The sequence below is a fragment of the Bifidobacterium tibiigranuli genome, assembly GCF_009371885.1.
GTDB classification, from domain to species: domain Bacteria; phylum Actinomycetota; class Actinomycetes; order Actinomycetales; family Bifidobacteriaceae; genus Bifidobacterium; species Bifidobacterium tibiigranuli.
Window position 1 is genome coordinate 95,244 of record NZ_QLZA01000008.1, and the last position, 17,739, is coordinate 112,982.

General features: G+C 59.7%; 17 protein-coding genes, 1 tRNA gene and 1 pseudogene. 8 read left to right on the forward strand and 11 right to left on the reverse strand.

What is annotated here, in order from left to right:
- Positions 1 to 212: 212 nt before the first annotated feature.
- Both nusB and efp read right to left on the reverse strand, forming a co-directional pair.
- Positions 213 to 788, reverse strand: a pseudogene (gene nusB, locus DDF78_RS08000) (transcription antitermination factor NusB); the annotation flags it as partial.
- 14 nt (positions 789 to 802) lie between these two features.
- Positions 803 to 1,366: an elongation factor P gene (gene efp, locus DDF78_RS08005; RefSeq protein WP_152581374.1), complete on the reverse strand. Its 564-nt coding sequence runs from the start codon at positions 1,364 to 1,366 to the stop codon at positions 803 to 805.
- 368 nt (positions 1,367 to 1,734) lie between these two features.
- On the opposite strand from efp, the gene DDF78_RS08010 reads away from it, so the two are divergent.
- Positions 1,735 to 2,838 (forward strand): MFS transporter, encoded by a 1,104-nt coding sequence (locus tag DDF78_RS08010; RefSeq protein WP_152581373.1) that lies wholly within the window; start codon positions 1,735 to 1,737, stop codon positions 2,836 to 2,838.
- A 524-nt stretch (positions 2,839 to 3,362) separates the two neighbouring features.
- Here the strand turns inward: DDF78_RS08010 and tuf are convergent.
- The 4 genes from tuf to rpsL form a co-directional block, all read right to left on the reverse strand.
- Positions 3,363 to 4,562 (reverse strand): elongation factor Tu, encoded by a 1,200-nt coding sequence (tuf, locus tag DDF78_RS08015; RefSeq protein WP_152581372.1) that lies wholly within the window; start codon positions 4,560 to 4,562, stop codon positions 3,363 to 3,365.
- Positions 4,563 to 4,734: 172 nt separating this feature from the next.
- Positions 4,735 to 6,864, reverse strand: coding sequence for an elongation factor G (gene fusA, locus DDF78_RS08020; RefSeq protein WP_152581371.1), 2,130 nt, complete (start codon positions 6,862 to 6,864; stop codon positions 4,735 to 4,737).
- 33 nt (positions 6,865 to 6,897) lie between these two features.
- Positions 6,898 to 7,368: a 30S ribosomal protein S7 gene (rpsG, locus tag DDF78_RS08025; protein ID WP_152581370.1), complete on the reverse strand. Its 471-nt coding sequence runs from the start codon at positions 7,366 to 7,368 to the stop codon at positions 6,898 to 6,900.
- A gap of 5 nt (positions 7,369 to 7,373) precedes the next feature.
- A complete protein-coding gene (gene rpsL, locus DDF78_RS08030; protein ID WP_024463695.1) occupies positions 7,374 to 7,745 on the reverse strand; it encodes a 30S ribosomal protein S12 in 372 nt (123 codons plus the stop codon).
- 694 nt (positions 7,746 to 8,439) lie between these two features.
- Between rpsL and DDF78_RS08035 the strand changes: the two genes are divergently transcribed.
- Positions 8,440 to 8,793, forward strand: coding sequence for a hypothetical protein (locus DDF78_RS08035; protein WP_152581369.1), 354 nt, complete (start codon positions 8,440 to 8,442; stop codon positions 8,791 to 8,793).
- Between the two features lie 116 nt (positions 8,794 to 8,909).
- Here DDF78_RS08035 and DDF78_RS08040 read toward each other — a convergent pair whose 3' ends face one another.
- Positions 8,910 to 9,362, reverse strand: coding sequence for a MarR family winged helix-turn-helix transcriptional regulator (locus DDF78_RS08040; protein WP_152581368.1), 453 nt, complete (start codon positions 9,360 to 9,362; stop codon positions 8,910 to 8,912).
- A gap of 104 nt (positions 9,363 to 9,466) precedes the next feature.
- Between DDF78_RS08040 and DDF78_RS08045 the strand changes: the two genes are divergently transcribed.
- Complete coding sequence (locus DDF78_RS08045) at positions 9,467 to 10,423, forward strand: quinone oxidoreductase family protein (protein WP_152581367.1); 957 nt, start codon at positions 9,467 to 9,469, stop codon at positions 10,421 to 10,423.
- Positions 10,424 to 10,597: 174 nt separating this feature from the next.
- Here the strand turns inward: DDF78_RS08045 and DDF78_RS08050 are convergent, their stop codons facing one another.
- From DDF78_RS08050 to DDF78_RS08060, 3 genes are all read right to left on the reverse strand, one after another.
- Positions 10,598 to 11,395, reverse strand: coding sequence for an ABC transporter permease (locus DDF78_RS08050; protein ID WP_152581366.1), 798 nt, complete (start codon positions 11,393 to 11,395; stop codon positions 10,598 to 10,600).
- Positions 11,388 to 12,182, reverse strand: a complete 795-nt coding sequence (locus DDF78_RS08055) for an ABC transporter ATP-binding protein (RefSeq protein ID WP_162000781.1) — start codon at positions 12,180 to 12,182, stop codon at positions 11,388 to 11,390. Before DDF78_RS08055 ends, DDF78_RS08050 begins: the two co-directional genes overlap by 8 nt.
- Before the next feature lie 168 nt (positions 12,183 to 12,350).
- Complete coding sequence (locus DDF78_RS08060) at positions 12,351 to 13,607, reverse strand: MFS transporter (protein ID WP_152581364.1); 1,257 nt, start codon at positions 13,605 to 13,607, stop codon at positions 12,351 to 12,353.
- Positions 13,608 to 14,017: 410 nt separating this feature from the next.
- Between DDF78_RS08060 and DDF78_RS08065 the strand changes: the two genes are divergently transcribed.
- A complete protein-coding gene (locus DDF78_RS08065) occupies positions 14,018 to 14,482 on the forward strand; it encodes a GNAT family N-acetyltransferase (protein WP_152581363.1) in 465 nt (154 codons plus the stop codon).
- 73 nt (positions 14,483 to 14,555) lie between these two features.
- On the opposite strand, the gene DDF78_RS08070 is transcribed toward DDF78_RS08065, so the two are convergent.
- Positions 14,556 to 15,476 (reverse strand): dihydrodipicolinate synthase family protein, encoded by a 921-nt coding sequence (locus DDF78_RS08070; protein ID WP_202613245.1) that lies wholly within the window; start codon positions 15,474 to 15,476, stop codon positions 14,556 to 14,558.
- Between the two features lie 324 nt (positions 15,477 to 15,800).
- Between DDF78_RS08070 and DDF78_RS08075 the strand changes: the two genes are divergently transcribed.
- The 4 genes from DDF78_RS08075 (at position 15,801) to DDF78_RS08090 (ending at position 17,724) form a co-directional block, all read left to right on the forward strand.
- A complete protein-coding gene (locus DDF78_RS08075) occupies positions 15,801 to 16,274 on the forward strand; it encodes a hypothetical protein (protein WP_152581362.1) in 474 nt (157 codons plus the stop codon).
- Complete coding sequence (locus DDF78_RS08080) at positions 16,271 to 16,468, forward strand: helix-turn-helix transcriptional regulator (RefSeq protein ID WP_152581361.1); 198 nt, start codon at positions 16,271 to 16,273, stop codon at positions 16,466 to 16,468. Before DDF78_RS08075 ends, DDF78_RS08080 begins: the two co-directional genes overlap by 4 nt.
- 94 nt (positions 16,469 to 16,562) lie before the next feature.
- Positions 16,563 to 17,045, forward strand: coding sequence for a hypothetical protein (locus DDF78_RS08085; protein ID WP_152581360.1), 483 nt, complete (start codon positions 16,563 to 16,565; stop codon positions 17,043 to 17,045).
- A gap of 606 nt (positions 17,046 to 17,651) precedes the next feature.
- Positions 17,652 to 17,724 (forward strand) — tRNA-His (locus DDF78_RS08090).
- The last annotated feature ends 15 nt before the right edge of the window (positions 17,725 to 17,739 follow it).

Here is a 17,739-nt window from a genome sequence, read left to right on the forward strand (position 1 = left end):
ATTCGTATCGGAACTCAAGATTAGTGGCCGGTTGGGACTCGCGGCCCGGCCGTTCGCCGCTGTCGGTTGCCTTATTCTGTCGTGTTGCTCACACCGGAATCCATCTGAGAGGAAGATATAGCATCCTGCGATTGCGTTGAGGTTTCCTGTGCCGCGGTTTCCTGCTCGCTAGCTTGCCGATCTGTGTTCTGATGATCACTGGCTTGCTGATCGGGCTGGCTGTCCGCTGGATTGGACGGTGCCGGCTCAGTAGACTCGGCTGCGTCAGACGAGCCAGTTGCAGCGTCCGAGCCAGTTGCCTCAGCCGAAACGGCCGTCTCGGACGATTCGTCGCCTTCGGATGCATCGGCTGCTTCTGCCTCATCGTCCTCATTGCGGACGGGATACTGCTCCTTGTCGGCGCGCAGCGCGCTGAGCAGTCCATGGATGAAGGACAGGGAGTCGTCATCGCTCAATGTGCGGGCCAGACTCAGCGCCTCGTCGATGGCCACCTTGTCGGGAACCTCGTCGTTGCGCAGGATCTCCCAGGCGGCGATGCGCAGAATGTTGCGATCGACCACGGCCATGCGGCGAATCTTCCAGCCGGTGGAATGTTCGTCAAGCGCCCGATCGATGGTGACGCGGTTATCGGCCACGCCGCGCACGATCTCGATGGCGTAATCAGGCAGCGGAGTCTGTGCCCCGGGCTGTGCAATGCGCTCAGCAAGAAGGGACAGGAAATCCTGTCCCTTCTCGTCAGCCTCGTACAGCGTGTTCAGCGCTCTCTTGCGAGCAGTGGAACGTGCCATAAACCGGTGCCGCCTTAGTTCTCGCGGCCCAGATAGGAACCGTCGCGCGTATCGACTTTCACCCTCTCGCCCTCGCCCACGAACAGCGGCACCTGAATCTCGGCGCCAGTCTCCACAGTCGCCGGCTTCGTGCCTGCGCTCGAGCGGTTGCCCTGCACGCCAGGCTCGGTGTGCGTGATGGTGAGAATGACCGATGCCGGCAGCTCGACGCTCAGCGGCGTGCCGTCATGGAAGCTCACGATGCAGTCCGTGCCCTCGAGCATGTACTTGGCCTGATCGCCAACGAGCGTCTGAGGGATGTTGACCTGATCGTAGGTCGTCATATCCATGAACACGAAGCTGTCGCCGTCTTCATAGGAATACTGCAGCGTGCGGTTGTCGACCGTCTCGAATTCCATCTTCATGCCGGCGTTGAAGGTCTTGTCGACGATCTTGCCCGAAAGCACGTTCTTGATGGTGGTGCGCACGAAGGCCGGACCCTTGCCGGGCTTGACGTGCTGGAACTTGGTGACGGCCCACAGCTGGCCGTCCAGATTCAGAACCGAACCGTTCTTAATGTCATTGGTTGTTTGTGCCACGTAAAGTCACCTATTTTCAATCTCATGGGCAGAGTCAAAATTTGCCTCCGCTATTATGCCACAGCGCCTATACAGGTGGGCTGGCACATCTTCTGCGCCTTCTCATGGCGATTGTGGCGTGCGGCCGCGCAGCATGATAGCCTGTACCCGTTTTCACAGGGAATCAGGTTCAGGAAGTATTGGCCACGCGCGTGGTCCGCCTGACCGTCCCCACACTTTTTGTAGGCAACACCCAGCGTTTCTAGGGAGCAGTGTGCCTATTTCACGGTGATGTGCGATGTTGCACGGCGTCCGGCAACAGATGGCAAACGCAATCAACTGCTCCCTTTCGATTCAATCCCAATATTTGCAATCGTTAAGGAAACACTATGCAATTCTTGCAACGGGCTGCCGCACCCGATCACAATCTGCGGCTGTATTGCCTCTACCTGGCCTCGACCGGCTTTGTGCTCGACCGGGCCGTGTTCCTGGTGTATATGGGGCAGCACGGTTTGAACGTGCAGCAGGTCGCATTATGCGAAGCCATATTCCAGCTGGGAACGGTATTGTTCGAAATCCCCACAGGATGGGTGTCTGATCGTTTCGGGCGCAAAGCGTCAATGCTCACCGGTACCGCGCTGCTTGCCGCATACAACGTTGGCATGCTGCTGGCGCACGGTTTCATCGGTTATATATCGATGATGCTGCTGTGCGCATTCGCTTACACCTTCCTGTCCGGATCCGATACCTCGCTGCTGTACGAGCTGGTGGAAACCGGGCATGGCAGCAAACGCTATCTGTCGTACAGCTCCAAGACGATGGCCGGGCAGCAAATCATGATGGGCGTCTCAGCGTTACTGGGAGGACTCTTGGCAGCGCACTCGTGGACGATGCTGTACTTGCTGATGAGCGGCGTCTACGTCGTTGAGCTGGTCATGCTTGTTGCCGTGCACGAGCCGAAAGTCAAACCGGATAGTGACTGCCGAGTACCGGCCCCTGCGTTGCATCCCGACACCGATACCGATACTGTTCACCATACAAGCTACAACTATTGGCGAATACGCAGCACTCACTGGACGACATATGCACCGATCTGGGCATTCGTCGGTTTCCTTGCCGCGAGTGCCGCCCTTGATATGACTGCAATGAGTTATCAGAATTCCTCGCAGATCATTTTCGCCACAACCGGCATCTCGTTGCCTGCGATAGGGCTGTTTGCCGCATTATCCAAGCTTGCCAACGCTGCGGCGTATCTGCTGACCAGCCTGCTCACCAAGCGATTCAATCGGACAACCGTGCTGATCTGGCTATGCGCGGCGCAGGCATTGTCGTTCATCATGTTGCCAATAGCTGCAGCAAAGCCGACTGCGCTGCTCGCTGCGAGTCCGCTCGCCCTTTTGTTCCGGAGATGCTATTCATCCTCGTGGAAAGCATCACTCAGGATTATCTGGTCAGTGCCACGAGAGCACGAGTATTGTCCATCGTCTCTATGATGCGCTCACTCGCTGGCACGGCCATGTATGCAATAATCGGCACGTCACTCAAGCTATGGAATGTGCAGGTCACGCTGATTATCCTCGCGAGCCTTACCGCCGGGCTCGTTGTAATGACGATCAGTGCGTACTACGGGCTCTTATGTATGAGACGCCAAGAACGGTGAATGTGCATATACATATACATGTCACAACCCCCGCACTAATCTGACCCTAGTGCGGGAGTTGTGACAGTTCGTGACTTAACGATTGGCTAAGGGTGAACCCCGTTGCTTCCTCGGGCCCTTAGTAGGCCCTCGGCGTCGGCTGCGGACAGCGCACAGCGTTGTCCGCTAACGCCTCCGCCCGCATAGCCCTCGTAATCATGCGGGAGTTGTGACGCAGGCACCGTCGCCCGCGCCTATTGGTTGAGCAATGCCTAATATGTCTGGTTCCCCAATGCAAGAATCCCCAAGAGCCTTAAGCCCTTGGGGATTCTTTGCGTTTACTTCAGCGCAATCAGCGCAGCTGCGTCAGCGGATCACTCACTTGAGGATCTTGGTGACACGGCCCGAGCCGACGGTGCGGCCGCCTTCGCGCACAGCGAAGGTCAGGCCTTCCTCCATAGCGATGGGCTGGATGAGCTCAACGGTGAAGGTGGCGTGGTCGCCGGGCTGGACCATCTCGACGCCTTCCGGCAGCGTGATGACGCCGGTGACGTCGGTGGTGCGGAAGTAGAACTGCGGACGGTAGTTGGAGAAGAACGGCGAATGACGGCCGCCCTCATCCTTGGTCAGCACGTAGACTTCGCCCTCGAAATTGGTGTGCGGAGTCACGGACTTCGGGGCAGCCACGACCTGGCCGCGCTCGACCTGCTCGCGGTTGATGCCGCGCAGCAGCAGACCGGTGTTGTCGCCAGCCTGAGCCTCATCCATCTGCTTGTGGAAGGTCTCGATGGAGGTGACGGTGGTGGTCTGGGTGTCGCGGATGCCGACGATCTCGACGTTGGTGTTGATCGGCAGCTTGCCACGCTCGACACGGCCGGTCACCACGGTGCCGCGGCCGGAGATGGTGAAGACATCTTCGATCGGCATCAGGAAGGGCTTGTCGAGGTCGTGGACCGGGGTCGGGATGTAGTCATCGACAGCGTCCATGAGGTCCTTGACGCTCTGGACCCACTTCTCGTGGTCCGGAGCGTCGTCGTGCAGCGCGCCGTAGGCCGAGGTCTTGATGACCGGGCAGTCGCGGTCGAAGCCGTTCTCCTCGAGCAGATCGCGGACTTCTTCTTCGACGAGCTCGACGAGCTCTTCATCGTCGACCATATCGCACTTGTTCAGGGCGACGAGGATCTTCGGAACGCCAACCTGGCGGGCGAGCAGAACGTGCTCGCGAGTCTGGGCCATCGGGCCGTCGGTGGCGGCGACCACGAGGATCGCGCCATCCATCTGAGCGGCGCCGGTGATCATGTTCTTCACGAAGTCGGCGTGGCCGGGGCAGTCGACATGCGCATAGTGGCGCTTCTCGGTCTGGTACTCGATGTGGGCGATGTTGATGGTGATGCCGCGCTGCTGCTCTTCAGGAGCGGCGTCGATCTGAGCGAAATCATACTCCGGGTTGACATCGGGGTACTCTTCGTGCAGCACCTTGGAGATAGCCGCAGTCAGGGTCGTCTTGCCGTGGTCCACGTGGCCGATGGTGCCAATGTTGACATGCGGCTTGGTGCGCTCGAACTTTTGCTTTGCCATTATGTTTTGTCCTCCTGGACGTCTCGTAGTTTGCCTGTGCCCTGGGCACCAGGCACCCGCTACAGTTTACTGGGTTTCTGGGTCGTTTGCCACAAACGGTGCCCGAACCCAGTCAGCGCTACAAAATCATAGTGCCGACTGGGGACAGATGCACTGTTTGCAGCCTCGCGTGTCACTCGCCGCGCTGGGCCTTGATGATCTCCTCGGAGACCGCCTTGGGGACCTCCGCATACGAGTCCATCTGCATGGTGAACATCGCGCGGCCCTGCGTCTTGGAACGCAGGTCGCCAATGTAGCCGAACATCTCGCTCAGCGGCACCTTCGCGTCGATGACCTTGACGCCGGTGGCATCGTTCATCGACTGGATGGAGCCACGGCGGGAGTTCAGGTCGCCCATGACCTCGCCCATGTACTCCTCGGGAGTACGGACCTCGACGGCCATGATCGGCTCGAGGATGACGGGCTTGGCCTTGGGGGCCGCGGTCTTGAACGCCATGGATCCGGCGATCTTGAACGCCATCTCCGAGGAGTCGACGTCGTGGATCTGGCCGTCGGTGACGCTCGCCTTGACGCCCACCACCGGGAAGCCGGCGAGAATGCCGGATTCCATGGCCTCGCGCACGCCCGCATCGATGGAAGGAATGAATTCCTTGGTGATGTGGCCGCCGGTGACCTTGTTCTCGAACTCGTAGGTCTCGCCGGACTCGGTGTCCAGCGGCTCGAAGTTCATCAGGACCTTTGCGAACTGGCCGGAACCACCGGTCTGCTTCTTGTGGGTGTATTCCTGATTCATGACGGCCTTGCGGATCGTCTCGCGGTAGGCGACCTGCGGCTTGCCGACGTTGCAGTCGACCTTGAACTCGCGGCGCATACGGTCGACGATGATGTCGAGCTGCAGCTCGCCCATGCCGGAGATGAGGGTCTGGCTCGACTCCTCGTCGGTCTTGACCTGGAAGGTCGGATCCTCTTCGGCGAGCTTGGCCAGCGCCAGGCCCATCTTCTCCTGATCGGCCTTCGTCTTGGGCTCGACGGCCACCTCGATCACAGGATCGGGGAAGGTCATCGATTCGAGGGAGATCTGGTTCTTCTCATCGCACAGCGTGTCGCCGGTGGTGACGTTCTTGAGTCCCACGAAGGTGTAGATGTTGCCAGCCTCGGCCGAATCGACCGGGTTCTCCTTGTCGGCGTGCATCTGGAAGATCTTGCCGACGCGCTCCTTCTTGCCCTTGGTGGAGTCGTAGATGGAGTCGCCGGGCGTGACCTTGCCGGAGTAGACGCGCACGAACACGAGCTTGCCGTAGAACGGGTGCGTCGAGATCTTGAAGACCAGCGCCGAGAAGGGATCCTCGATAACAGGCTTGCGGTCGATCTCGATGGACTCGTCGTTCGGGTCGAAGCCGACGATGGACGGCACGTCCTCGGGGCTGGGCAGGTAGTCGACGACGGCGTCCAGCATCGGCTGCACGCCCTTGTCCTTGAACGCGGAGCCGCACAGCACCGGGTATGCCTCGCGGGAGACGGTGAGCTTGCGGATGCCGGAACGGATTTCAGCCTCGGACAGATCGCCTTCCTCAAGGTACTTCTCAAGCAGTTCCTCGTCGGACTCCGCGACAGCGTCGAGCAGCTCCGAGCGGTACTGCTCGGCCTTGGCCTGCAGATCGGCGGGGATGTCGGTGGTGTCGTAGTGCGCGCCCAGATCGCCGGAGACGTCGTTCCAGACGTAGGCCTTCATGCGAATCAGATCGACGACGCCCATGAAGTCGTTCTCAGCGCCAATCGGCAGCTGGACGACAAGCGGGGTGGCACCGAGCTTGGTCTTGATGGTGTCGACGGAGTAGTAGAAGTCGGCGCCGAGCTTGTCCATCTTGTTGATGAAGCAGATGCGCGGCACGCCATACTTATCGGCCTGGCGCCACACAGTCTCGGACTGCGGCTCCACGCCTTCCTTGCCATCGAAGACGGCGACGGCACCATCGAGCACGCGAAGCGAACGCTCCACCTCGGCGGTGAAGTCGACGTGGCCGGGGGTGTCGATGATGTTGATCTGGAACTTCTGCTCGGGATCGTGCGACTGGCGATTCCAGAAGCAGGTGGTCGCGGCGGACTGGATGGTGATACCGCGCTCCTGCTCCTGCGCCATGAAGTCCATGGTCGAAGCGCCGTCGTGGGTCTCGCCGATCTTGTAGTTCTTGCCCGTGTAGAACAGAATACGCTCGGTCGTCGTGGTCTTACCGGCATCGATATGAGCCATGATGCCGATGTTGCGGACCTCGTTGAGGTCGTTGAGCACATCTAGTGCCATGTGTGTTTCCTTACGCTTTCGCTCTTGGACGGATTACCAGCGGTAGTGGGCGAAGGCCTTGTTGGCTTCCGCCATCTTGTGGGTGTCCTCGCGACGCTTCACCGAAGCGCCCAGGCCGTTGGAGGCGTCGAGGATCTCGTTGGCGAGACGCTCGGCCATGGTCTTCTCGCGACGCTTGCGCGAGAACTCGGTCAGCCAGCGCAGCGACAGGGCGTTCGCGCGCACGGGCTTGACCTCGACGGGGACCTGGTAGGTCGCGCCGCCGACTCGGCGGGAGCGCACCTCAAGGCTCGGGCGGATGTTGTCCAGCGCGCGCTTCAAGACGGCAACCGGCTCCTGGTCGGTCTTGTCCTTGACCTGCTCGAGGGCGGTGTAGACGATGTCCTCGGCGATGGCCTTCTTGCCATCGAGCAGAATCTTATTGATGAGCTGAGCCACCACGGTCGAGCCGTAGATTGGATCTGGCAGCAGCTGATGCTTCTTAGCGGGTCCTTTACGTGACATATCTCTTACTTCGCCTTCTTTGCACCGTACAGGGAACGTCCCTGCTTGCGATCTTTCACACCCTGGGTATCAAGGGCGCCGCGCACGATGTGGTAACGCACACCAGGCAGATCCTTGACACGGCCGCCGCGCACGAGCACGATGGAGTGCTCCTGCAGGTTGTGGCCCTCGCCCGGGATGTAGGCGGTGACTTCGATGCCGGTGCTCAGACGCACACGGGCGACCTTACGCAGAGCCGAGTTCGGCTTCTTCGGCGTGGTCGTATAGACACGGGTGCACACGCCGCGGCGCAGCGGGCTCCCCTTCATTGCCAAAGTCTTTGACTTCTTCGGCTTTGCCTGGCGTCCTTTACGGACAAGTTGTTCAATAGTAGGCAACTTCAGTTCTCCGATTCGTTGATATCTTCTACCCTGTGAAACCGCCGCACTGCAGCCTCATCCTGGGCGACGAACGAATAGTCGCGAAAGATAGCCACAGTCCACCGGCCCGATGGCCCTCCACCTTCTCGCCAGACGCATTGCTGCGCGCGATCAGTCAGGTGTGAAGGATATCCCAATGCCCACGCCTATCACATAAGACGTGCCATTGGCACACACAAGGGGATATCATATCACATGGGAGGACAACGCACTACTCGTTATGCGATTTGTGTTATGCGCACGATTCAAACATCGGCTGCACTATCAAGATACCGCCTTTTCGTTGCCGCTGGCGGGCTTGATCGAAATCAGCAGCCGACGGCAATGTTCAGTTCATGCGCACTACGCAATTCGAGGCTGGCGTAGTGCGCATTCCATCCGGAGCATCGCACCCACCACCTACACCTATATATGTAATTTATGGGCCACGTCTGGCATCTCGTACAAGAGCGGCTTCAGTCATTCGAGTTATTCACACTGTGCTATCCGCACTGCGTTATTCACACTGCGCTATCCACGACACGCCGACGATGTGGATAAGTCCGAGCGTTCGACCACATAGCCCTGTTTCGCTTGCATGGTCGCGAACCCGGCCGATAGCGTAGGTAGCAGCAATCACCTATGCTGGAAGGCATACGAAAGGAACCCGGCCATGAACACGCTCATCAACAGCATCCCCACCCTTGCGGCAATCCTCGCCATCGGCGCAGCCTTGGCCAGACTAGTCCTGACTACCAGCCGAAGTCTCGGCAGGCGCATCGACAACGTCGAAAGCAGCCTGGGGCAACGCATCGACGGGGTCGAAGACAGCCTCAATAAGCGTATCGACAGCGTAGAGGCCAACCTCAGCAAACGCATCGACGAGAACAGCAGCGAGATTCGGGCTATGGACGCCAAATTCAGCAACGAGTTCATCGCCATCAATCATCGTTTCGACGTTGTCAATCAGCGCTTCGACTCCGTCAACGAGCGCATCGACAAGGCCCTCAACCTTGCCATTCAGTGACGCCTCATCATTGATTGATCAATAGCTCGGCCTGTGAGGCTCGACATCGCCGAACTTATCTCCGCATATCCGTCAATTCAGGATGTATCCACCGGAAAACGACGCATTCAGTGCGCCTATTCGCTGGCGGGAACACCGTCCAAAGCCTCCAAAAGCCTTGCCAGCTGATCCTGCCGAGCCGGCGAAAGCCTCGCGATACGAGGCTCCAATTCCAGCCTGACCTCTTCGCTGCAGGACTTGGCAAGGATCTGTCCTTGATCGGTAGGCGCAACCCGAATGGAACGCCGATCCTGTTCATCGCTGATTTTGCGCACGAAGCCGCGGGCAACCGCACGATCCACGAGGCCAGTGGCACTCGAGCGGTCAATCCCAAGATACTCGGCCAGCTCAGACATGGCGGGCGTGCGATCGCGAAGAATGCCGAGAACTCGCAGCAACGTCAACGACAGCTCATGCTGCGCCGCGACTTTGGACACGATATTCACGACGGCGTAAGAGGTCTGCACCAGCGCATCTTGCAGCCGCTCGTCATTGGCGGTATTCGCCCCGTCTATCGTTCTTCTCGTCATACGGGCCATTCTACTTGATTTAGTTGGTGAGACAACGTAATATAGTTTATGATACCAACTAAATAAGCAATCAGTCACTACGAAACAACCGTCGGGAGGCAGTCATGAAAGCAGCCGTGGTCAGCGGATTCGGAGAGAGTCCTCGCTACGCCGACGCTCCCGAGCCAGTCGCATCAGGGGCTGACGAGGTGGTTGTCGACGTACTCGCTTCAGCGCTTTCGCCGCGCGTGCGCTCCCAGGCGGCAGGCTCGCACTACACCAGCACCAACGATCTGCCGCTCGTCCCCGGCATCGACGGCGTCGGACGCCTTCCCGACGGAACGCTTGCATATTTTCTGATGCCGGACACTAACCACGGTGCCATGGCCGAACGCACTGCAATCGACCTGCGCCGCGCCGTTCCGCTGCCCGAAGGCGCTGACCCGATACAGCTCGCGGCGGCGATGAACCCGGCGATGGCGTCATGGGTCGCGCTGAAGCAGCGTGTCACATTCGAACACGGGCAGTCCGTTCTGGTGCTCGGAGCCACCGGAAGCGCCGGACATGCAGCCGTCGAGGTGGCAAATCGGCTCGGCGCCAGTGAAATCGTCGCGGTTGGACGAGGCGGCGACCGCATGCAGGATCTTCGCAAGCACGGCGCATCGCGAATCATCGATCTCAACGAGACCTCTGACACTGTTGCTAGGAATCTTGCTCAGGCGGGCAGCGAAATCGACATCGTCATCGACTTTCTCTGGGGCGAGCCGACGAGCAAGGCGCTCTACGCCATCATCCCCAATCGCGCACGCGACGAGCAAGCGCTGACCTGGATTCAGATCGGCTCGGCAGCCGGACTGGAATCCCCCATTCCCGCCGCCGCCCTACGCGCGGCAAATCTCCGCATCATCGGCTCAGGCCAGGGTTCCGTACCGCTTCGCGCCTATCGTCAGGAAATCGAAGCCCTCGCGCAGGAAATTCATGCGGGTGCCTTCACAACCGCCACGCGCCGCGTCCCGCTGCGCGATGTCGAGCAGGCATGGGCCGATACCAGCAGCACCGAACGCATCGTCATCGTCCCCTAGGTCATCATCTCCTAGATCGTATCGTCTGACGAGTGATTCTCGTCAGACGGCACGTTTCATAAGGCTGGCGTCAACGATCTGCCCGAACTGCCGAGGCGTGATGCCGCCAGCTTTATTCTGTCCGCTGTCGCTCTGCTTCAGTGTCCCCTCTATCTGCCGTCAACCCGCTCGCCGTCAGTGCGATTCCCAGCGGAACCAGCGGATGCCGATGGACACACCGACGATGGCGTAGCCGAGAGTAGCGATGAGTCCGCTGGTGGCAGTCCAATCCCACGCCGAGGGGTTGAGCGCACCGACGGAAAGATTGATGAGCGCACCGACGGGCGTCCAGTCGGCAACGCTTCGGACGGCGTCGCCAAGGATGCCGCTGGAGCCGAGAAGCCCGAGCAGCAGCAGCGCGATGCAAATGCCTCGGCTGATCGCATTCACCACCGCAAAGGAGCTGACCAAGCCGACGATGGCTTGGCCAATGGCCAAGAACATAGCACCGCCAAGCACCGAAACCAGCGCGAAGAGCAGATACTCCACCGGGTCGTACACCACGCTGTGAAGAATGCCGCCGACCACCACAACGATGACGGCCATGGCGAAACCGACTGCAAGCTGCACGACGAAACGGCTTGCCATGATTGCCCACGTCGGTGCCGGGGTGACGCGAAGACGCTGGAACACTCCCATGTCGCGGTCGCGCGCGATGGCGACGCTGTAGCCCATCAAGGCGGAGAACATGAGCCCGACAGTCAGGGCAAGACCGATGGCGAACTCGGGACTGCCGTAGATCGATCCGCCTCTTCGGCTGGCCGAGTGGAGATTGGTGATGACGAGGTACAGAATCGGTACCGCAACGTTGAGGATAAGCGTCTGCCCACTGCGCAGCAGCACGGTGAAATCGGCGCGCAGCAACGAGCTGAACATGAGACCGCGGAACTGCCGCGCTGTGCGCTCGCGGTGAGCGCCTGTCGTTCTAGTCACGAATCGCGCTCCCCGTCAGTCCGATGAACACATCTTCCAGAGTAATCTCGCCATAGGCGGCCTGGCGCACGCGTGGGTCGTCGCGATGCTGCCGGATCAGCCCGGCCGGGGTATCGAGTGCAAGAAGCCTCCCCCGGTCGATGATTGCGACGCGACTGCACACGGACTGCGCCTCTTCCATCGAGTGGGTGGTGAGCACGATGCTGCTACCATCCGCCCGGAGCTGCTCGATGCGATCCCAGAGCTGGCGGCGCGACTGCGGATCGAGTCCGGCCGTCGGCTCGTCCAGCAGCAACAGGATGGGACGATGAATCACGGCGATGAGCAGTGATAGCCGCTGCTGCTGGCCTCCGGAAAGCGATTTGAAACGCTTTCCCGCCTGATCGCCGAGACCGATGTAGCGAATACGACCGAGAACATCCCGCCTGCTCAGAGGCACGCCATACAATCCCGCGTAGAGGCGGACAATCTCCTCAATCGTAAGTTCGGGCTGGAAGCTGGATGCCTGCAACTGGGCACCAATCAGGGCTTTCGCGCGGCCAGAATCTCGCTGGACGTCCACACCGCCCACTGTCACGCTTCCACTTCGCGGCCGCAGCAGACCCTCGACCGCGCTCAACGTGCTGGTCTTGCCAGCTCCGTTCGGGCCGAGCAATCCGAAAATCTCGCTCGGTTGCACATCGAAGCTCACGCCGTCCACAGCCAGTCGATCCCCGTAGGCCACAACCAGTCTACGCACGGCGAGCACGCTCTGCGGCATGGCAGGCGCTCCATTTGCTGCACTCATAGTTGAGACACTACTCCACAAATAAGGCTGTGGAGACGTGACGCGGCATTCGTGTCTACGGACATTCCTTTTACCAGCAGCTAGCTCATCCGCTGGCATCGGGAGCGCCGATGAGGAACCGGTTTCCTTCCAAATCGCTGCCACCGGGGGCCGCGCGTCGAAGACATTTCACGCCCCCAAACGATGGCTAATCAGCAGGGCCGAGCACAGTCCCGCCGCCGTGACGGCAGCGCTCAGTACAAACACCGACTGCGTGCCGAGCAATCCAGCGATCATACCGGCGAGAACCGGGCCGGTGACCTGACCGACATACTGCGCCGACACGTTGGAGCCGAGCACGAGGCCGACTGAAGTTTTGGGCACCAACTGGCGAATAGTGGCAACCACCGTCGGGGTAATGCCTCCGAGCGCCATGCCCATCAGGAAGCGCAACGCCGCAAACATCCATAGCTGCGGTGCCACAGCCTGCAAAGCCAACAGCGCGGTCGCCGCGGCGAGACTGGCGCACAGGATGCGCAGATGCCCTACTCGGTCGGCAAGCCGGCCCAGCGGCGCACTAGATAGCACGGTACCCAACGCCGTCAACGAGAAGGTGACGGACGAAAGCAGGGCGATTCGCGACACGCCACCCGTGAGTTCCTGAATATGCACGGTGATGATTGGTTCGACCGAGGTGGTGGCGAACATAAGCAGCATCGATAGTCCCAGCAGGCAGGCGATGATCGGCTTGTTCGGCACATTGTTCCACCCGCTACTATGCTTCGACGCAACACTGACGGCAGTGAGTTCGTTATGTTTCCTCGGCTCCTCCCTGAGGAACAGAACAGTGCCGAGAAACGCCAGGGAAATCAATGCGCCAGCGCCTAGGAACGCCGTCTTGACGCCGAATACCTCAGCGATGCCGCCGCCGATAAGCGGACCTGCGATGTTGCCTGCCATGATGGCCGATGATAAAACGCCGAGCGCCCCGGCCGAGTGGCGCTTCGGCGTTTGGTCGGCAACCAGGATCGTGGAGCCGGAAGAATACCCGCCAAGCAACCCGACGAGAAGCCTGAGCAGCACGAGCTGGGTGACATTCTGGGCGAACCCTATCAGCGACATGGCGACAGCCATGCCAAGACTGGCACGCACGAGCATCGACTTGCGCCCGTACCGATCGCCCAGATACCCCCACAACGGCGCGGTGAGCGCGGCCGTAAGAAACGTGGCGGCATACGCGATGCCCGACCACAGCGTGACCTGCGACTGGCTGCGCACGCCAAGATGATGGACATAGAGCGGCAGAATCGGCAGAATCAGCGTCATACCGACGATGGTGGTGAACGAGCCGACTGAGCATACTATCAGGTTCCGAAGCCACTGGTTATCTGGCGACGGACTCGTTGGTGCACGATAATCAGTGGCGCCGGAAGAGGAAACAGTCATAGGCGGTCATGCTATTCAGCGCATATTGCGTAGGCATGACGGCGGCCGCATGATGGACATATCGGTTTCGTATAATGAAATAACTAGCACTTATGCCATAGCCGATCGTGCAACGACCAAATGCAGAACCATATGCATCCCAAGACTGCATATGCATCCGCCGTCCTCCATTCGTCGCCTCGCCGACCGTTGTCCGCGAGCAAACGGACGGGCATCGCATGACGCGCAGAGATACATAAAGGTACACAGAGGCGCACAGTGCCGTCGGTTCATGGATTTACCATCACCGTCTTTACACGACAGCACATAAAAAGACGTAAGCTCGGCATCAAGCTACGCAATCGCCGACACCTCACCATCGCCATGAGAAACGCTAAACTCATCGCAGCCCATCAACCGAGGAGAAAAATATGGGAACCAACGCTGATATCACAGTCCGCCCTGTAGCCATCGAGGACGAGGAGCGCTGGCGGGAGCTGTTCCGCGCCTATCGCGCGTTCTATAAGCACCCCGCGTCGGAGGAGGTCATCTCTCGCGTGTGGGGTTGGATATTTGACCCCGAGCAGGAATGCGGAAGCCTCGTTGCCGAACTTGATGACACCATCGTCGGCATCGCCAACCACCGCAAGTTCCTGCGCCCCTCGAGTGGAACTGTGGGCATCTGGCTCGATGACCTGTTCACCGACCCCGCAGTACGCGGCAAAGGAGTGGGCCGCACACTGATTGGGCGACTGCAGGAGATGGCCGCCGCGGACGGCTGCTCCGCAGTGCGCTGGATCACCTCCGAAGACAATCACCAAGCTCAGTCGCTCTACAACAAGGTCGCCGAGCGTACCGAATGGGTCACCTATGACGCCATGCCAGCCGCCAACTAAAAAACTGTAGCGACGATGCCCGGTAACTGTAGTTTTCCTGCAATAACAGGCATTGGCGCACAGTCTTCGGAGCTCACGCTTCCGGCCCCGGCTGCAAACCCAGCGCCTCCACCATAGCTGCCACCCGCGCGCGATTTTCGGCGGACATCCCGCGAAGCGGCAGCGGCAGGCAGCTAGGCCCAACAAGCCCAAGATATTCGGCGATAGCAGCCGTGACGCGCGCGCTGCCGCCAAGATCGGCGAACAGCTTCCAGAGCGGAGTGAGCTGCTCGGACTCCGCCCGCGCATCCTCGACACGACCCTCCCGCACCGCGCGAGCGATGCCGAGCGCCGGGCCCGGAATCGTTCCCCCGATGACCGTATACCACGCATCGCAGCCCGCAATCAGCCCCGCGGCACCGAAGGCGTCGCCGGACACCCCGATCGTCACACGCTCGGGAATCACGGCCCGGATGCTAGCGACATGCCGCCGCGCCTCGTCCGGATCAGCAGGCACGCCCGGAATCTTGATCGACGCGATGCCCGGAAGCTCGGCGATGCGGGCATACAGCTCTGTGGTGAAATGGAAATGCGTGGTTCCCGGATTGTCATAGACAATCACCGGCAGCTCGGTGCTCTCAGTGACTGTTCGGAACAGCTCGAACACTTCATCGGGTGTGAGCGACTGGTACGTCATGGCGGAGAGCAGCAGCCCCGACGCCCCCGCCTCCTCGGCGCCACGCGCAAGGGCGAGAACCTGCGAGGTGCGCAGCGCGCCTATGCCGACGAACACCGCAACCGAGCCGGCGTTCTGCACCGCCAGCCGCGCGACACGAGCGCGCTCCTGAGTCGTCATATACGGGTACGAGCCAGTCGAACCAAGCGCGGTGATGGAATCCACCCCGGAGACAGCCAGTCGCCTGACCAAACCGGCAAACGCCTTCTCATCCACTTGGTCGTTCCTGAACGGCGTAAGCGGGAACGCGCTGACACCTGTAAACATTGACGCTGACATCTTTTCCTCCTCCGGAAGCACGGTCAACAACAGGCCCAACAGCTGCATCTTCAGCCAAGCTAAACCCTGAGCGTAAAGGCACTGTCAAAACCGGTGATTCGCGTAGGGTATCACAACCGCGAACCTAGCAGTTCCACGGAATCGTTATATCGCCCGAAAGCCATGCCGCACATGAATTCACGAAGGTTGCTGCCGGCTCATGCCCCACACGATATCGAAGCGGTCTTCGAGCGATACCAATTTGACAGTAAAGCTCACTTGACGTAAAATGAACTTGTCATTAAGGTACCCCGCTAAGGTCACCCCGCACGAGGAGGAGCAACGATGAGTGAGAAACCTGCCGAGAAGCAATACAAATACGGCCGCACGAAACCTGGCGGCATACCCGCCATACGCATGGCGATCCCGATCGGCCTGCCAGTCGCGATTGCCATCGGCACTGCCATCCGGATGATTTCCGGCCCTGCGCAAGGGCCTGTCAATGATTGGCTCGTAGGCATCGCCATTGGATTATGTCTGGCCCCGTCCGCCATTCTGCTCGCATGGGCGCTGTGCGTGGACCGGACGACCATACCGGGCGCAACGCCGAACACGGAGAACAGCATCGAAAGCACTTGGTATTCGCAGTCGGCAAACGACGCCTTTCACGCAATTATCATGGGGAGCGGCCTGGGAACGGCCATCACTGCACTTTGGCTGCCGCCCCTGGTCTCATGGACGCTGATCGCGGTCTTCGTCGTGGCAGCCGCAACCTTCGCTGTCAGCTATCTAATCCGCAAACATCAGGGCAACCAATGAGAAACCGGCTGCCCGAGCTTCGACATAAGCAAGGCTTGTCACAGGAAAAGCTCGCAGATATGCTGGGGGTGAGCCGTCAGACGATCATCTCCATCGAAAAGGGGCGGTTCGACCCCTCGCTCCCCCTCGCCTTCCAGATCGCCGCCACCTTCGGGCTGCGCATCGAAGACATCTTCACGCCAACTGAATTGTGAAACTGCGAGCTTTGCAATGCGCTGAACACGCCTATCGCCCCTTGCGCATTTGAGCTAAAGCACTCGCGTACTCGCCTGCAGTATCCTCGTAGAGATGATCTTCCACAGCCATGCGTGCCATCTCATCCGGCGCGTGATGCTTCGAGGCTTGCCGCTGATGCTTGTAGGCGAGCAGATCATGGCATTACCGCGTGCAGACAGGATCGAGAACTTGGCTCAGCAGTCCGCACCCGTTGCGGCTGGCCGATTCCAAACGTTAAACGGTTGCAGAGTTTCAGAATTGTTCGATTGGTCGGATGACGATTCCGTTGATGACGCCGCCTCGGTGACCAGCAATGGTATAGGCGACGGCATCGCCGATATGACACTCAACTACGAGGTCCTCGGCATCGTCAGCGACGACGACCTCACAGGGCATAAGGAGTGGCCCCGGAGACCTATGTCATCCGGGGCCACCCTAAGGGAACAACTCAGCATCCCTGTGCCTGTCGCCGAGCCACGTTGCGCGACCTGTGTATTCATTACTTCACCCATTCACCTGCATCAGCCTGCGGCATCATCCCAATGCCGCATGTAATCGAACATCATCATTCAATCACCAGCAAACACATACGCGGCCCGATCCTCAAACCGTACAGCCTCATCGCCGTCGTCGTCATGTTCTTCAGTTATCTGTTGAAGGCGTTGCGTAGATGCCTTCGGCATTCCTCGGGCTGTGCGCTTCATTGCGACCCATCGGCTAATCGATCGGTCACAACTCCGGCCTTCACCCCTTAGTATAGTGCGTGACGCCTCAGAAAGCCAGCGTTCATCGTATATTCACCATGGCAAAACCATAATGTTCAGTAGTGTTCTTGAAGGGGTATGCGAAACGTCCAACATCGCGCATCGAAACGGTTTGAATGTGCGATTGGAGAAGAAACGAACATGACTGCACAGCTTTTCGGCGTGTCGAGACGGACACAGGCAGGAGGTGATATCGAAGAAGTGAAACTTGAGTCGAGTGGAGCCATGGACGACGACGTCGAGAATGCGGCCGCTGATGACAATGGCAATGCCTTCGTGCAGCCAATTGCCGCCAACGGGCATGTAGAGCTCTACGACTCGCCATATGCGAGAGTCGCGGGAATCAGGTATAGTATCCATCTGTTGTGCGATTTTGCGTGCGAAGTCGTCACACATGGTGGACGTAGCTCAGTCGGTAGAGCACCTGATTGTGGTTCAGGAGGTCGCGGGTTCGAAACCCGTCGTCCACCCCGCTTGGGCCAAGT

Coding starts and splice junctions, on each gene's coding strand:
- DDF78_RS08035 (WP_152581369.1), top strand. CDS start 8,440: ATGAACACGCTCATCAACAGCATCCCCACCCTTGCGGCAATCCTCGCC.
- DDF78_RS08065 (WP_152581363.1), top strand. CDS start 14,018: ATGGGAACCAACGCTGATATCACAGTCCGCCCTGTAGCCATCGAGGAC.
- rpsG (WP_152581370.1), bottom strand. CDS start 7,368: ATGTCACGTAAAGGACCCGCTAAGAAGCATCAGCTGCTGCCAGATCCA.
- DDF78_RS08055 (WP_162000781.1), bottom strand. CDS start 12,182: ATGAGTGCAGCAAATGGAGCGCCTGCCATGCCGCAGAGCGTGCTCGCC.
- DDF78_RS08045 (WP_152581367.1), top strand. CDS start 9,467: ATGAAAGCAGCCGTGGTCAGCGGATTCGGAGAGAGTCCTCGCTACGCC.
- tuf (WP_152581372.1), bottom strand. CDS start 4,562: ATGGCAAAGCAAAAGTTCGAGCGCACCAAGCCGCATGTCAACATTGGC.
- DDF78_RS08040 (WP_152581368.1), bottom strand. CDS start 9,362: ATGACGAGAAGAACGATAGACGGGGCGAATACCGCCAATGACGAGCGG.
- DDF78_RS08075 (WP_152581362.1), top strand. CDS start 15,801: ATGAGTGAGAAACCTGCCGAGAAGCAATACAAATACGGCCGCACGAAA.
- DDF78_RS08070 (WP_202613245.1), bottom strand. CDS start 15,476: ATGTCAGCGTCAATGTTTACAGGTGTCAGCGCGTTCCCGCTTACGCCG.
- DDF78_RS08080 (WP_152581361.1), top strand. CDS start 16,271: ATGAGAAACCGGCTGCCCGAGCTTCGACATAAGCAAGGCTTGTCACAG.
- DDF78_RS08010 (WP_152581373.1), top strand. CDS start 1,735: ATGCAATTCTTGCAACGGGCTGCCGCACCCGATCACAATCTGCGGCTG.
- DDF78_RS08085 (WP_152581360.1), top strand. CDS start 16,563: ATGATCTTCCACAGCCATGCGTGCCATCTCATCCGGCGCGTGATGCTT.
- DDF78_RS08060 (WP_152581364.1), bottom strand. CDS start 13,607: ATGACTGTTTCCTCTTCCGGCGCCACTGATTATCGTGCACCAACGAGT.
- fusA (WP_152581371.1), bottom strand. CDS start 6,864: ATGGCACTAGATGTGCTCAACGACCTCAACGAGGTCCGCAACATCGGC.